Genomic DNA, 15,048 nt, shown 5'->3' on the forward strand with positions numbered 1-15,048 from the left:
GCAACTGGTGGCCGAGCTCCACCAGAGCGGCGCCGGCATTCACCCCGCCAGCACACCCATGGATGCTGCTCTTGCGCTCCAGCGCTGGACCTCCACGCCGGAGAACCTCCGTTCCATCCTGGCTACTGCGCCGGAACGGACCATTGGCCTCCTCGACAAGTTCGGCAGCTGGGCCATGGGCGCAGTACCCCAGGCACAGCGGCGGGCCTCCGTCACCCACGAAAGTCACGACGTCGGGCCTATAGACTGGCTGTTGGCGCGCGGCTTGCTGGTCCCCCTGGATGCCGGCCACGTGGAACTTCCCCACAGCGTGGGCCTTGCGCTTCGGGGCGGCGCCATCGTGGATGACTTCACGCTCTCGCCCCCGGTGCCGGAACTTGGCCACACCAGCGCCGCCCTGCGACGCAACGCCGCCATGGGTGCCATCGCGGAGATCCTGCGCCTGACCGGTGAATTGCTGTTCTCCGTCCGGGAGCAACCCCTGGCTACCCTGCGCAGCGGTGGTGTGGGCGTTCGCGAGCTGCGGCGACTTGCCGAGTCCATCCGCATGGGGGTCCATGAGACCGCCGTGCTGCTGGAGTTGTGTGCCATGGCCGGGCTGCTCCGCTTGGACGTGGACAGCTCCACTTGGGTGCAGCCGCCGTCCCTGGAGTGGCTCAACCTGCCCCGACAGGAACAGTGGCTTTGGTTGGTCAACGCCTGGCTGGCCAGCGAGCGCGCCCCTTCCTTGGTGGGCCAGCCGCTCACCGGCCCGGCATCCTCGGCCTCCCATCAAGGCGCCGCCGGTACCACCATCAACGCGTTGTCCGCCGAAGCACAGCGGCCCGATGCCCCCGTGGTCCGACGCCGGGTCCTTGAGATCCTGAATGAACTCACCGTCGAGGCTGCGGCACCGGATGGTAAAGCACCCGTCCTGGATGCCCGGGCTGTCATGCAACGGGCTGAATGGTCGCAACCGCGAATGTCCCGGCGTTTCAGTTCGCTGGTCCGCGGCATCCTTGAGGAAGCCACGCTCCTTGGCCTGATGGGATCCGGCGCCCTCACCCAGCTGGGCGCCGCCATGGCAGACGGCCAACCCGAACAGGCCATGACCATCCTGGGTGAGCATTTGCCCGCCGCAGTGAACCACATCCTCCTCCAGGCCGACCTCACCGCGGTGGCCCCGGGCTACTTGGCGCCGGAGCTTAGCGAGACCCTGCTCTTGATGGCCGACGCCGAGGGCCAGGGTCCGGCGTCCATCTACCGTTTCTCCGCTGCCACCATCCGCAGGGCGCTCGACGCCGGACAGGACGCGGAATCGCTGTTGGCGTTCCTGCGTGAGCACTCGGCCACGGAGGTGCCCCAACCTTTGGCGTACCTCGTCCAGGACACAGCGTCCCGCCATGGCCGCCTACGGATCGGCACCAGTGCCAGCTTCATCCAAAGCGATGACGAAACCGCCATCACCGATTTGTTGAACGAGGCCCGTACATCGGTTTTGAGCTTGGTGCGTATCGCTCCGACTGTCCTGACCTCTTCGGCCAGCCCCCGTGAAACCGCGCGTGTGCTGCGCGAGCTGGGACTATCGCCTGCCGTGCAGGAGGCCGAACCCGCCGTCGTGCGTTTCAAACGGACGACGGCGGTGCCGGGCAGTACCCGCCCTGTCTACACCGCTCCGCGAACGGCTCCGCCGGACGACGACGTCGACGCTCAGTTGTCGGTCCTGCGGCAGCACCGCGGGGTGCGGTCCGAAGCAGCCGGCGAAGCATCCACCCAGCTGGGCCTGGAGACCCTCCAAACGGCCATCCGGCTCAAACAGGCCGTCACCATGAACGTGGTGGACAGCTTGGGGAATGCCAACACCGAAACCGTTGTTCCTGTATCCGTCTCCGGTGGACGCGTCAGGGTGTTCGACCCCGCGAAAGACACCGAACGGGTGCTGTCCATCCACCGGATCATTGATGTGGAACCAGCAGGAGACCTGCGTTCATGAAGAGGAATCAATAGTGACCGACGGTCCGCTGATCGTACAAAGTGATAAGACCATCCTGCTGGAAGTCGACCACGAACTCGCCACCGAGGCACGGCACGCCATTGCGGCCTTTGCGGAGTTGGAACGCGCCCCTGAGCACATGCACAGCTACCGGTTGACGCCATTGGGACTGTGGAACGCGCGGGCAGCTGGCCTGGATGCCGAGCAAGTGCTGGACACCCTGCTGAAGTACTCCCGCTTCCCGGTGCCGCACGCCCTGCTGATCGACATTGAAGAGACCATGTCCCGCTATGGCCGGCTGCGCCTGGAGAAGGACGCCCAGCACGGGCTGGTGATGCGGACTGATGACTACCCCGTGTTGGAGGAAGTCATCCGTGCCAAAAAGATCGCTCCCCTGCTGGGGCCGCGCATCGACGGCGAAACTGTGGTGGTCCATTCCTCCCAACGTGGACAGTTGAAGCAGCTGCTGCTCAAGCTGGGGTGGCCCGCGGAGGACCTGGCCGGTTACGTGGACGGGCAACCCCACCTCATCATGCTGGACGAAAGCGGCTGGGAACTGCGTCCTTACCAGAAGCTGGCAACTGAGAACTTCTGGGCCGGCGGCAGCGGCGTGGTGGTGCTTCCCTGTGGTGCAGGCAAAACCCTGGTGGGGGCGGCCGCGATGGCGACCTCGTCCACCACCACCCTGATCCTGGTCACCAACACTGTCTCGGCGCGGCAGTGGAAGGATGAGCTCCTCAAGCGCACATCCCTGACAGAAGACGAGATCGGCGAGTACTCCGGTGCGGTCAAGGAAGTCCGGCCAGTCACGATTGCCACCTACCAAGTCCTGACCACCAAGCGTGGCGGGCTTTACCCGCACCTTGAACTGGTGGACGGGCACGATTGGGGACTCATTATCTATGACGAGGTCCATCTGCTGCCTGCTCCCATCTTCCGCATGACCGCCGACCTCCAAGCCCGGCGACGGCTCGGCCTCACGGCAACCCTGGTCCGGGAAGACGGCAGGGAAGGCGAAGTCTTCAGCTTGATCGGTCCAAAACGGTACGACGCCCCGTGGAAAGACATCGAGGCCCAGGGCTATATTGCGCCAGCCGACTGCGTGGAAGTCCGGGTGGACCTGCCCCGTGACGAACGGGTGGCCTACGCCATGGCCGACGACGCCGACAAGTACAGGCTCTGCGCCACCTCGGAAACCAAGACCAAGCTGGTCGAAGACCTCGTTGCCGTTCACAAGGGCGAGCAGTTGCTGGTGATCGGCCAGTACATCGACCAGTTGGACGAGATCGCAGAACGCCTGGACGCTCCCCTGATCAAGGGTGAAACCACGGTCAAAGCACGGCAGAAACTTTTTGACGCCTTCCGCAAGGGCGAGATCCAGACGTTGGTGGTCTCCAAGGTGGCCAACTTCTCGATCGACCTTCCGGAAGCGTCGGTCGCCATCCAGGTCTCGGGTTCTTTTGGCTCACGCCAGGAGGAAGCCCAGCGTTTGGGACGGCTCCTGCGCCCCAAGCAGGATGGCCGGGCGGCCCGCTTCTACTCCTTGGTGGCCCGCGACACCCTGGACCAGGACTTCGCCGCCAAACGGCAGCGGTTCCTCGCCGAACAGGGCTACGCCTACCGGATCATGGATGCCAAGGATGTGGGCAAGGACGCCGGGCGGCCGGAATAGTGCAGGTTAGGTCCTAGGCAACCATTCGGCTGCTCTGCTGGACGGTGACGTGGTCCACCACGGCCCAGCCGTGCTCATCACGGAGCTGGGCGCTGGCGAAGCGCTCCGCGGCTGCGAGGTCATGGAGGTCCTCACGCCGCACCCGGCCCGTCTCAGTGTCGAGGTAGGTCACGTGGAACTCGATGTCCGCGGTGTCCTGGTGCTGGTTGATGCTGACTGGAGCTGCTGTGTTTGCCATGGTTTAAGTGTGGAACGGGGCACTGACATTATTGGAAGCATCCATGGGCGTGTTCGGATTTAGCCCCGTTTGAGGGATGGTCCCGCTCACGGGATGGTGAGGTAGCGCGCTGACACCTCCCGGACCGTTTCACTGAGAACATCCAAAACCCTGGACGCCGTCTTCCATCGCTGCCAATAGAGCGGGACATCGAAGGGCTTCTCCGGGGCAAGCTCCAAGAGGCGCCCCTCGGCAATGTCCGGCCGGCACTGGATCTCCGGAATCAATCCCCAGCCCAAGCCAAGCCGGATCGCGTCACCAAAGTCGTGCGAGGCCGGAACATAGTGGCGGGGCCCGCGCCGTTCTGTCACAGGCTGACCGTCCGCGCCCGGCCACGACTGCACAAAGGCCCACTGATAGGTGTCCTTGCGGTCGAAGTCCACGGTGGGAGCGGCGTTGAGGGCTTCCCCGTCCAGTCCCTTGGGGAACTCCGGGAACCACAGCTTCACGTAGTCCGGTGCCGCCACAGCGCGATACCGCATGATGCCGAGGCTCTCCACCCGGCAGCCTTGGACAGGCTCCGGGGTGGCTGTTACCGCAGCCATGACCGTACCCGACCGCAGTAAGGACGTGGAGTGCTGTTCATCATCCCTGTGCAGATCGAACGTGACGTTCAGATCACCGGGAACCCGCGCCAGGGCCTGCAGGAACCACACAGCCAGGGAGTCCGCGTTGACCACGATCGGCACGGCGAGATGTGCACCGTCAATACCCAGCCCAAGTTCTCTTCCGGCATCAGCTTCCAGTTGGGCGACTTGGCGGGCCAGGCGAAGGACCACTTCCCCGGCTTCTGTGGCCTTGGCCGGATTACTCCGCTGCATCAACACCCGGCCGGCCGTCTGTTCAAGGGCCTTCAAGCGCTGGGACACCGCCGAGGGCGTGATGTGCAGAACCCGCGCCGCAGAGTCCAACGTGCCTTCGGACAGCACGGTGGCAAAGGTCAGCAGTTGCTCGGATGGAAAGTGCGACATAAGTAGATCTTAGGCTGCATCAGAATCATTAGCTGGTCTAAACGTTCAGGTCACCGTAATTTCGGAAGGGTGAACTACACCGACTTCCTCCAATCCGCGGGTCTGGGGCTTGCCACAGGCCTGGCCTTGATCGTTGCCATCGGCGCACAGAACGCCTTCGTGCTGCGACAAGGAATCCGAGGCGAACACCTCGTGCCCATTGTTGCTGTTTGCGCCCTGTCCGACGCCGTGCTGATCGCTGCCGGGGTACTGGGCACCGGCGCGCTGATCACGGCAGCCCCTGCCGCCGTCGTCGTCCTCCGCTACGTAGGCGCCGCCTTCCTGGTGACGTACGGCCTGCTGGCCGCCAGGCGCGCACTGCGTCCACAATCGCTGACGACGCACGAGGAGCCAAGCAACGACGGCGGGGCGAAACGCGGCCTTGCGGCGGCCATCACCACCGTCCTGGCCCTGACATGGCTCAACCCGCATGTGTACCTGGACATCGCCTTGATCGGTTCCATAGCCAACGCCCAAGGCACTCCCCTGCAATGGTGGTTCGGCGCCGGGGCCATGCTTGGCAGCATCTTATGGTTCTGCTCCCTTGGATTTGGCGCACGCTTCCTTCGAGGCTTCTTTGCCCGGCCTTTGTCATGGCGGTTCCTGGACGGTGGCATCGCCGTGACCATGGTGGCGTTGGGGGCGGGCTTGGTACTGGGGGCTTGACCGATTCATTTGGCAGGCTAAGGGCACGCAGATGGCTCACATGCAGCGTCCAGATAACTCCCAGTTTCTGGGAGCATTATGGGTGTCATGAAAAAGAACGGCCCCGAAGCCAAGCTCCTTGTCGTCGATGACGAACCCAACATCCGCGAGCTGCTCTCCACGTCCCTGCGTTTTGCAGGTTTCGAGGTCGTCGCCGCATCCAATGGCCGCGAAGCACTCGCCGCAGCAGATCTGCATGCTCCGGACCTCGCCGTCCTGGACGTCATGCTCCCGGACATGGATGGTTTCACCGTAACGCGCCGCCTCCGCGCAGCCGGCAAACACTTCCCAGTCCTGTTCCTCACTGCGAAGGACGACACCGAGGACAAAGTCACCGGCCTGACCGTGGGCGGGGACGACTACGTCACCAAGCCGTTCAGCCTGGACGAGGTGGTGGCCCGCATCCGCGCTGTTCTCCGACGCACCCAACCCCTGGAGGACGACGACGCCGTGATCCGCGTCGACGACCTCGAACTCGACGACGACGCCCATGAGGTCCGCCGCGGCGGAACTGTCATCGAGCTGTCCCCCACCGAGTTCAAGCTCCTGCGCTACCTCATGCTCAACCCCAACCGAGTACTGTCCAAGGCACAGATCCTGGACCACGTTTGGGAATATGACTTCAACGGTGACGCCTCGATCGTGGAGTCCTACATTTCCTACCTGCGCCGCAAAGTGGACATCGATCCCGATGCCGCCGCCCTGATCCAGACCAAGCGCGGCGTGGGCTACGTGCTGCGGACGGCAGAGAAGCGCTGACCTTGCTGCAACGCTGGAAAGCGGCGTCCCTGAGGTCGCAGCTCGTCGCCATCATCATGGGCCTGCTGCTGTTGGCCCTGGCCGCCACGGGTGCGGGAACGCTCACGCTGGTCAAGAGCTACCTGCAAGGCCAGGTGGATGACAAACTCAAGGCTGCGGTCGCGCTGGCGCAACAGCAGGGCGGATTCAACAATCTGTCCAGTCCGAACCCCACGGCGCCCAACGACTCCGCTGTGCCCACGGACTACTCGCTCACGCTGTACGTCGACGGCTTTGATCCTTACCAATTGGGCGGCAGCCAGACTGATCGTCCCGCGATTTCCAATATCACCCTGGCTGAGGCGAAACAGCGCGGCAATACCCCCTTCCAGGTCAGGGGCACAGGCGGGACCGACTGGCGTGTAGTTGCCGTGGGGGTGGCAACCAATGATGGACAAAACGGCGTGGTCATCATCGGACTGCCGCTGACGCCCGTGGACAAAGTCATGGAACATGCCGCCCTGGTGGTAGTCGGCGTTGGCCTCTTGACCCTGGTACTTGCCTTCTTCATCGCCACCTGGACAGTGGCCCGATCCTTCAGGCCACTGGCCAAGGTGGAAAAAACGGCCGCTGCCATCGCCGCCGGTGATCTCTCCCGCCGCGTGGAAATCGACAACCCGCACACCGAAGTCGGCAGACTCGGCGGCTCCTTGAATGCCATGCTCGCGCACATCGAGGCCTCCTTTGCGGCCCGCGCTGCTTCCGAGGGGCGCATGCGCCGCTTCGCCGCCGACGCCTCCCACGAGCTTCGCACGCCCTTGGTAACCATCCGCGGTTTCTCGGAGCTCTACCGCCAAGGTGCACTGACCAGCCAAGACGACGTCGCGATGGCCATGGGCAGGATCGAGAGCGAAGCCAAGCGTATGGGATCCATGGTGGAGGACCTGTTGATGCTGGCCCGCCTGGACGAGCAGCGTCCGCTTCAGCTCAAGCCCGTAGACCTTCAACTCCTTGCCCACGATGCCGTGGTGGATACGAAGGCATCAACGGCAGACCGGAACATCACCCTCACGGGGCTCGACGGTGCTTCACCCACTGCCGCGCCGGTCCACGGTGACGAGGCCAAACTACGCCAGGTCATCGGCAACCTCGTCGGAAATGCACTGCGGTACACCCCCGAGAGAAGCCCCCTGGAACTCGCTGTCGGTGTTCGGGAAACGCCCGCGGGTCGGGTGTCCGTGATCGAGATCCGCGATCACGGGCCCGGCATTCCGGAGTCTGAGACCAACAAGATCTTCGAGCGCTTCTACCGCGCGGATACCTCCAGGACCCGGGAGACCGGCGGGAGCGGACTGGGACTGGCCATTGTTGCTGCCATTGTGGGTTCGCACGGCGGTACAGTCCGGGTCACGGAGACCGACGGCGGCGGCGCCACCATGATTGTCAGCCTGCCATTCCGTGAAGAACCGGCCGAGCTGGTGACCAGCTAGCGGCATTGCCTACCCAGCGAGGTTTTGCCCGTAGCGGGGCTGTCCACTTAGCGGGGCTGTCCACTTAGCGGGGTTTTCCACATAGCTGTGTTGTCCACATAGCGGCGAAGCTGTGTTTCGGGGCCGGGGGGCGGTGCCTAGGCTCAATGATGTGGCCCACGCATCCCACCGCAACCTGCGGAACAGCTTCGTCGAAAGGCACCACCCATGAGCGTCATCACCGTCGATACCGAGTTGCTTCAGCTCAAGTCAGCCAACGTCAAAGGAACCGTGGATCGGATCAGTTCCGATGTCCAGACCATGCGACGGGGCTTGGAAGAACTTGAGGCAACATGGCGCGGATCCGCCGCCACCAATTTCCAATCCTTGATCCTCGAATGGTCACTGACCCAGGGCAAGGTGGAGGCCTCGCTCGCCTCCATCAACCTGGCATTGTCCTCGGCGGCAGCCAGTTACTCCGAGGTGGAGCAGGGCAACACCCAGCGCTTCGCCTACTGAGTACCCGTCCCATGAACTCCTGCGGGGCCGGCTGTCTTCCCCTGTGCATGCCGGCCCTGCAGGTCATGAGTCAAAGGGCAGGAGTCTCTGAACTTCCGGAGACTCGGCCTTACAGACCCTGAATTCCAGAGACTCGGAACTTCCGGAGCCCTGAACTTCCAGAGCTCCCGTTGTCAGGTCCCCTAGCCCTGAACTTCCAGAGACTCGGAACTTCCGGAGCCCCCGTTGTCAGGTCCCCTAGCCCTAGCTCTAGCCCTAGCTCTAGCTCTCCAGCGTTCCTTGGTGGAACCGAAGCCGCCATTGGCCGCGGTCCAGCATCCACACAGAACTGCGCAGAGCCGAGCCTGCGTGGCCGAAGCTGCGGTAGGTGAGCAGGATGGTGTTCTCGCTGAGGCGGTCAGCACTCAGCAGTTCAAGGTCGGTGGGTTCGCCGGGATCTTCCTTCAAGGCCATCATCATGGCGTCCCGGGTCCAGAACCGTCCCGAGCTGCCAATCTCGGCGAAGTCCGGGTGGAGCAGCACTCCGATCCTGCCGATGTCAGCGCGAACATCGGGTCGGAGGAGCTCCCGTTCCAGGGCAAGCACTGTCTCTTCAGCGGAGAGCTCCTGGGTGGAAGCGTCCTCGAGTTCACTGAAAAGATCAGGCTGACCAAAGATCCCGGACTCCCCAAAGAGGGTGGGTTCAAAATGCGGGCGGGAGCTTCGTTCCATCCGGGACGGGGTGGTGGCGGCAACCCTGGCTTGCGCTGGCGCAGGAATCTCTGCTTGCACCGGTTCCAACGTGATGGTCTGGGCGAGGTTCTGTGCCCCGCCCTGGGACGAAGTGTTCACCAGCGCGCGGTCCTGCCCTGACGCGCCGGGGAACCCCGGACCACTCCGGTGCGCTACGCCCTGTTGGAAGGCCGTTGCTGCAGCGCGTGCCCGCTCATCGGCAGCCTCATTGAGGTCGTGGCCAGCGTGCCCCTTGACCCATTCGAACGTGTATTTGCGGCCAACTATTGCTTGGTCAATCTCCTTGAGCAGGTCCACGTTCAGCACAGGCTTGCCGTCGGCTTTGCGCCATCCTTTACGTTTCCATCCCGGCATCCACTTGCTGATGCAATTGATGACGTACTGGCTGTCGCAAAGAATCAGGAGTTCTTCCTCCGGCACATGTGCCGTGGAGCGGAACAGGTCCAGGACAGCCATGAGCTCACCCTGATTGTTGGTGCCGTGCGGCCAGCCCCCTGCGCGCCAACAGGAGTCATCAACGTACCAGGCCCAACCGGCCGGCCCAGGATTGCCGAGGGCGGACCCATCGGCGGCAGCAATAATCGTCATGACGTTAATCCTGCCAGACCCCACCGACACTGAATCCGTGATAGTACCCAGGTAGGTAGCAATTGCTGCCGTTGTGAGCCCTCATAACGGCATCTGCTGCTACCTACCTGGGTGTGCACAGCAAAACGGCGACCCCCACCAAAAGGTGAGGGCCGCCGTCGTTTGCTCTAAAGCGTGATGCTTGGGCGCTGTATCGCTACAGCAAAGGGGCTTAGAAGCCGCCCATGCCGCCCATGTCGTCGCCGCCGGGAGCCGGAGCGTTCTTCTCAGGCTTGTCGGCAACTACAGCCTCGGTGGTCAGGAAGAGACCAGCGATGGAAGCAGCGTTCTGGAGAGCCGAGCGGGTGACCTTTACGGGGTCGTTGACGCCGGCAGCCAGAAGGTCTTCGTAGACGCCCGTGGCAGCGTTCAGGCCGTGGCCCGAAGGCAGGCCGCGAACCTTGTCCACTACGACGCCCGGCTCGAGGCCGGCGTTGAAGGCAATCTGCTTCAGCGGTGCGTCGATGGCAACCTTGACGATGTTGGCACCGGTTGCCTCGTCACCCTGCAGGGTGAGGTTGGCGAATGCCTTGGCGCCTGCCTGGATGAGGGCAACGCCACCACCGGCAACGATGCCTTCTTCAACAGCAGCCTTGGCGTTGCGGACTGCGTCCTCAATGCGGTGCTTGCGTTCCTTGAGCTCAACTTCGGTTGCGGCACCGGCCTTGATGACTGCAACGCCGCCGGCCAGCTTGGCCAGGCGCTCCTGCAGCTTCTCGCGGTCGTAGTCGGAATCGGAGTTCTCGATCTCGGCGCGGATCTGGGCCACACGGCCTGCGATCTGCTCGGCGTCGCCGGCACCTTCAACAATGGTGGTCTCGTCCTTGGTGACAACAACCTTGCGGGCGGTGCCGAGGAGTTCCAGACCAGCGTTTTCAAGCTTGAGGCCAACTTCTTCGGAGATGACCTGGCCACCGGTGAGGATGGCGATGTCGGCCAGCTGTGCCTTGCGGCGGTCACCGAAGCCCGGAGCCTTGACGGCAACGGACTTGAAGGTGCCACGGATCTTGTTGACGATCAGGGTGGCCAGGGCCTCGCCCTCGATGTCTTCGGCGATGATCAGCAGCGGCTTGTTGGACTGCATGACCTTCTCCAGAACCGTGACGAGTTCCTTCACGTTGGAGATCTTGGAGTTCACGATCAGGATGTACGGGTCTTCGAGGACCGTTTCCTGGCGCTCAGCGTCGGTAACGAAGTAAGCGGAGATGTAACCCTTGTCGAAGCGCATGCCTTCGGTGAGTTCGAGCTCCAGGCCGAAGGTGTTGGATTCCTCGACCGTGATGACGCCTTCCTTGCCCACCTTGTCCAGGGCTTCGGCGATCAGGCTGCCGATTTCCGGGTCACCGGCGGAGATGGAAGCCGTGGCTGCGATCTCTTCCTTGGTTTCGATTTCCTTGGCGGAAGCCAGCAGTTCGTTGATGACTGCCTCAACAGCCTTCTCGATACCGCGCTTGAGGGACAGCGGGTCGGCGCCGGCGGCAACGTTGCGCAGGCCTTCCTTCACCAGTGCCTGGGCGAGAACGGTTGCAGTGGTAGTACCGTCGCCAGCGACGTCATCCGTCTTCTTGGCAACTTCCTTGACCAGTTCTGCACCGATCTTCTCGTAAGGATCGTCCAGCTCGATCTCCTTGGCGATGGAAACGCCATCGTTGGTGATCGTGGGGGCGCCCCACTTCTTTTCGAGGACGACGTTGCGTCCACGCGGGCCGAGGGTGACCTTGACGGCGTCTGCGAGGATGTTCAGGCCCCGCTCGAGGCCGCGGCGTGCCTCTTCATCAAATGCAATGATCTTGGCCATAACGGCGGTAGTCCTTTCGGGACAGTCGTTAAGAAGGTACCTGTCAGATAGGGTGCCCGCGACGGACGGTCCTTTGCGTGCGGCCTCTGTATGCCCCGCGCTCCGGACCTCACCCCACCAAGGTGTTTCTTGATCCTCCGCCGGTCCGCCACCTATCCGCCGCCGGGTTTAGCCGGGCCGGACTTAGCAGTCGAACCATAGGAGTGCTAAATCAATAATTAGCACTCGACCGGGGAGAGTGCAAGCAGAGATGCCACTTTGCTCTATAAACAAAGGGCTTTCAGCCGAGGGCTGACGGAGATGAACCGAAACCAGGCAAAGAGCTAGGCGACGCGCACACCTTCGGCTTGCGGGCCCTTCTGCCCCTCGCCCAGTTCAAACTCAACACGCTGACCCTCTTCAAGGGCCCGGAAGCCGTCCATTTGGATGGCGGACCAGTGCACAAAAACGTCGTCACCCGATTCATCCACAGTGATGAATCCGTAGCCCTTTTCGGCGTTGAACCATTTGACGGTTCCCAATGCCATGATGCCCACACTTTCGCAGTAGCCAAGACCGGTTGCCGGGATCTCCGTACCGGAATCAATCCACTGTAACCACAGTCACTCCACCGGCGCTCCCATGGAGGGCCAGGGCATCACTTTTGTTATTGAGGCTTAACCGAGTTGGGGCTTTCGGGCGAAAGCGGGGGCTCGAAAACTACTGGTAGCCGGGTCCTGCAACAACCACCAACGGCTGCTGGACTTCGGGCGATTCCAGGATGGTCTGAATGCCCAGCAACGCGCCCAAGGCTTCGGCGTTGGCCTTCTGCTCAGGGACGTTGTAGAAGATCACGGATGTCTGCTGCGGCATGCCGCCCCAGTTGCCCACCGTGCTCAGCGTCCAGCCGTCGGCTTCCACCAAACCTGCTACACGGCCGGCCAAACCAGCGGTGCCTGCACCGTTGTAGACCGCCACAGGAGTGGCCTTGTCCACGGGAGCGGAGGACGGGGTTGCCGACGGACTGTCGGACGGGGTCGGCTCGCTGGAAGGAGAGGGGGCGCTGCTGGATTCGCTCGGAGCAGCCGAAGGGGTCGCATCAGTCTGCTGGGGTGCCGGCGTCGAGACAGCGGGCGCAGCACCGGGGGCCACCACGCCGAGGTTCGGAAGGACCAGGAAAGCCACCAGTCCCAGGACCAGGGCAACCACCCCGACGGTCAGGACCGGCCACAAAGTGGGGCGTGCGGTCTCCTGGGCGTCACGGTGCACGCCCTGCCGGGAGGTGTTCTGCGGGACCTGGTCGAATTCGTCCTTGGCATATTTGGTCATGGTGAAGCGATGTCCTTGCTGGTTGCTGCTGACAGATCAGCCGGGCGATTTACGCGTCGGACCCCAAGCGACGTGCCGTCCGCGCACGCTGGCGGGACGTACGTAGTCTACGCAATCTCTTGACGAGCATGGGATCGTGGGCCAGCGCGTCCTCAGTGTCGATCAGCGCGTTCAGGATCTGGTAATAGTGTGTTGCCGAGAGATCGAACAGTTCACGGATTGCTTGTTCCTTGGCTCCCGAGTACTTCCACCACTGCCGTTCCAAGGCCAGCATCTGCTGGTCCCGTTCGCTGAGCGGGGAGTCACTGCGGGTCCCGGCCGCAAGGTCTTCGAGGGCAAACCCGGTTGCCTGCGGCGCCATCGGTTCCGGTGCTGGTTCTGCCACGGCACACTCCTTCGACGCGTGTTGGGGGAAAATGTCCTACCCCCATGTTACGGGCGAATAACAACGCTGTCATTCGCCGGGCCGGGACGGCGCGGGAGACAATGGCGTGGTGAATGGCGAGGAAGCACTCTTTGACCTTGAGCCGACGGACCTGGATGACGCGGGTTTCGCCAGGCTCTGTGACCGGCCGCTGGAAGAACTGATGGCCCCGGACTGGGCCGATGCCCTGCGACCCGTGGAAGGGCAGCTTCGGAGCGCCCTGGCTTTCGTGGCGGCCCAGGCCAGGAACGGGGCCCATGTCCTCCCTTCAGCCGGCAACCTTCTCCGCGCTTTCCAGCAACCACTGGCCGATGTCAGAGTATTGATTCTTGGTCAGGATCCGTATCCCACGCCGGGACACGCCGTCGGGCTTTCCTTTGCCGTTTCGCGGCAAACGCGACCCATCCCTCGCAGCCTGGCCAACATCTACCGCGAACTCCATGACGACCTTGGGCTTCCGCCCCGGGTCCACGGCGACCTCACGGCGTGGACGGACCAAGGCGTCCTGTTGCTCAATCGGGTCCTTAGCGTCAGCGCCGGAGATGCAGGCTCGCATCGCGGCAAGGGCTGGGAGGCCATCACGACGGCGGCAGTCACCGCAGTCGCCAACCGAACGGACAGCGCCGGGAGGCGCAGCCCCTTGGTAGCGATCCTGTGGGGAAAGGACGCCGAGGGCGTCGTGCCGCTTCTTGAGGGAGCGCCGTCGATTGTGTCGGCCCATCCCAGCCCCCTCTCCGCCTCACGCGGTTTCTTCGGCTCCAAGCCCTTCAGCCGCAGCAATGAACTGCTTCTCGAACAGGGCGCCGAACCGGTCAACTGGGAACTGCCGGTCCTGTAACCTTCGACTCATCCCCAGCAGACGTGGAGGTAATTAGCTTAGGCTTACCTACATGACTGCTCTCCCCGTCACTTCGTCCGCCTCACGCACAACACGCCCGCAGGTCAATCTGACCGTCCTGCGGAACGAACGCCTTTCGCCGCACATGGTGCGAATCGTGGCAGGCGGACCAGGGTTCAGCGATTACGCGAACAACGAGTATGTGGACCGCTACGTCAAGATCGTCTTCCCTCAGCCGGGCGTCGATTACGAGCTTCCGCTGGACCTCTGGGCCATCCGCGAGACCATGCCCCGGGAGCTGTGGCCCCACACCCGGACCTACACCATCCGCTGGGTAGACCTGGAAGCACAAGAGCTGGCCATTGACTTCGTGGTCCACGGCGACCAAGGCCTGGCAGGTCCGTGGGCAGCAGAGGCCAAACCCGGCGACTCATTGGTCTTCACAGGTCCCGGTGGCGCTTACAACCCGGCCCCCGACGCCGACTGGTACTTGTTCGCCGGCGATGACGCAGCGATTCCGGCCATCGCTGCCTGCGTCGAGGCTCTTGCCCCCGATGCCCGCGGAACCGTCTTCCTTGAGGTGGACAGCGCGGCAGACATCCTGCCCATTTCGGCACCCTCCGGCGTGAAGCTCCACTGGTTGTACCGCAACGGAGTGCCTGCAGGATCCAGTGATCTTCTACTCGAGGCCCTGCGCACCACCGAATGGTTGCCCGGGCGGGTGGACGTCTTCGCCCACGGCGAGAGGGGCTACATGAAAGGCCTGCGCGAGATTTTCTTCGTACAGCGTGGCCTGGAGCGCTCCCAGGTTTCACTGTCCGGCTACTGGGCGCAAGGGCGCGTGGAGGAAGTCTTCCAGGCCGAAAAAAAGCTTCCGGTCGGGCAGATCTAGCCTTCACCACGGAAAAGGGCGCCGCTTGAAGCGGCGCCCTTTTCCGTTGAGTTTCAATTTTCCTAAC

15 protein-coding genes are annotated in these 15,048 nt (G+C 63.2%); 8 read left to right on the forward strand and 7 right to left on the reverse strand.

The annotated features are described in order from the left end of the window. Both HP499_RS11040 and HP499_RS11045 read left to right on the forward strand, forming a co-directional pair. Nucleotides 1–1,972, forward strand: a 1,972-nt coding sequence (locus HP499_RS11040) for a helicase-associated domain-containing protein (RefSeq protein WP_172324121.1), incomplete at its 5' end; no start/stop codon positions are given. A 13-nt stretch (nucleotides 1,973–1,985) separates the two neighbouring features. After that, on the forward strand, nucleotides 1,986–3,644 hold the full coding sequence (locus HP499_RS11045; protein WP_172324122.1) for a DNA repair helicase XPB: 1,659 nt from the start codon (nucleotides 1,986–1,988) through the stop codon (nucleotides 3,642–3,644). Between the two features lie 13 nt (nucleotides 3,645–3,657). Here the strand turns inward: HP499_RS11045 and HP499_RS11050 are convergent, their stop codons facing one another. Both HP499_RS11050 and HP499_RS11055 read right to left on the reverse strand, forming a co-directional pair. After that, entirely contained in the window at nucleotides 3,658–3,882 is a 225-nt protein-coding gene (locus HP499_RS11050) for a hypothetical protein (RefSeq protein ID WP_172324123.1), read from the reverse strand. Nucleotides 3,883–3,968: 86 nt separating this feature from the next. Continuing rightward, nucleotides 3,969–4,892, reverse strand: coding sequence for a LysR family transcriptional regulator ArgP (locus HP499_RS11055; protein WP_172324124.1), 924 nt, complete (start codon nucleotides 4,890–4,892; stop codon nucleotides 3,969–3,971). 69 nt (nucleotides 4,893–4,961) lie between these two features. On the opposite strand from HP499_RS11055, the gene HP499_RS11060 reads away from it, so the two are divergent. The 4 genes from HP499_RS11060 (at nucleotide 4,962) to HP499_RS11075 (ending at nucleotide 8,362) form a co-directional block, all read left to right on the forward strand. Then, nucleotides 4,962–5,597: a LysE family transporter gene (locus HP499_RS11060; protein WP_172324125.1), complete on the forward strand. Its 636-nt coding sequence runs from the start codon at nucleotides 4,962–4,964 to the stop codon at nucleotides 5,595–5,597. Between the two features lie 87 nt (nucleotides 5,598–5,684). Continuing rightward, nucleotides 5,685–6,395 (forward strand): response regulator transcription factor, encoded by a 711-nt coding sequence (locus HP499_RS11065; protein WP_026543233.1) that lies wholly within the window; start codon nucleotides 5,685–5,687, stop codon nucleotides 6,393–6,395. Between the two features lie 2 nt (nucleotides 6,396–6,397). Further along, nucleotides 6,398–7,864, forward strand: coding sequence for a HAMP domain-containing sensor histidine kinase (locus HP499_RS11070; RefSeq protein ID WP_172324126.1), 1,467 nt, complete (start codon nucleotides 6,398–6,400; stop codon nucleotides 7,862–7,864). A gap of 207 nt (nucleotides 7,865–8,071) precedes the next feature. Continuing rightward, a complete protein-coding gene (locus HP499_RS11075; RefSeq protein ID WP_172324127.1) occupies nucleotides 8,072–8,362 on the forward strand; it encodes a WXG100 family type VII secretion target in 291 nt (96 codons plus the stop codon). A 261-nt stretch (nucleotides 8,363–8,623) separates the two neighbouring features. Here the strand turns inward: HP499_RS11075 and HP499_RS11080 are convergent, their stop codons facing one another. From HP499_RS11080 to HP499_RS11100, 5 genes are all read right to left on the reverse strand, one after another. Next, the gene (locus HP499_RS11080) at nucleotides 8,624–9,682 is read right to left on the reverse strand and encodes a ribonuclease HI family protein (protein ID WP_172324128.1); all 1,059 of its coding nucleotides are present in this window, start codon (nucleotides 9,680–9,682) and stop codon (nucleotides 8,624–8,626) included. 211 nt (nucleotides 9,683–9,893) lie between these two features. Further along, nucleotides 9,894–11,519, reverse strand: a complete 1,626-nt coding sequence (gene groL / locus HP499_RS11085) for a chaperonin GroEL (protein ID WP_172324129.1) — start codon at nucleotides 11,517–11,519, stop codon at nucleotides 9,894–9,896. A gap of 323 nt (nucleotides 11,520–11,842) precedes the next feature. Continuing rightward, nucleotides 11,843–12,046, reverse strand: a complete 204-nt coding sequence (locus tag HP499_RS11090; protein ID WP_011773737.1) for a cold-shock protein — start codon at nucleotides 12,044–12,046, stop codon at nucleotides 11,843–11,845. Between the two features lie 172 nt (nucleotides 12,047–12,218). Further along, nucleotides 12,219–12,827, reverse strand: a complete 609-nt coding sequence (locus HP499_RS11095) for a LytR C-terminal domain-containing protein (protein WP_172324130.1) — start codon at nucleotides 12,825–12,827, stop codon at nucleotides 12,219–12,221. 49 nt (nucleotides 12,828–12,876) lie between these two features. Then, nucleotides 12,877–13,212 (reverse strand): DUF3263 domain-containing protein, encoded by a 336-nt coding sequence (locus HP499_RS11100; RefSeq protein WP_375154250.1) that lies wholly within the window; start codon nucleotides 13,210–13,212, stop codon nucleotides 12,877–12,879. Nucleotides 13,213–13,318: 106 nt separating this feature from the next. On the opposite strand from HP499_RS11100, the gene HP499_RS11105 reads away from it, so the two are divergent. Beyond that, a complete protein-coding gene (locus tag HP499_RS11105) occupies nucleotides 13,319–14,089 on the forward strand; it encodes a uracil-DNA glycosylase (RefSeq protein WP_172324131.1) in 771 nt (256 codons plus the stop codon). Nucleotides 14,090–14,141: 52 nt separating this feature from the next. Then, nucleotides 14,142–14,981 carry a siderophore-interacting protein gene (locus HP499_RS11110; RefSeq protein ID WP_172324132.1) on the forward strand — a complete coding sequence of 280 codons (840 nt, stop codon included), beginning with the start codon at nucleotides 14,142–14,144 and terminating at the stop codon, nucleotides 14,979–14,981. Nucleotides 14,982–15,048: the final 67 nt, after the last annotated feature.

The sequence above is a fragment of the Paenarthrobacter sp. CM16 genome (assembly GCF_013179505.1).
Lineage (GTDB): Bacteria > Actinomycetota > Actinomycetes > Actinomycetales > Micrococcaceae > Arthrobacter.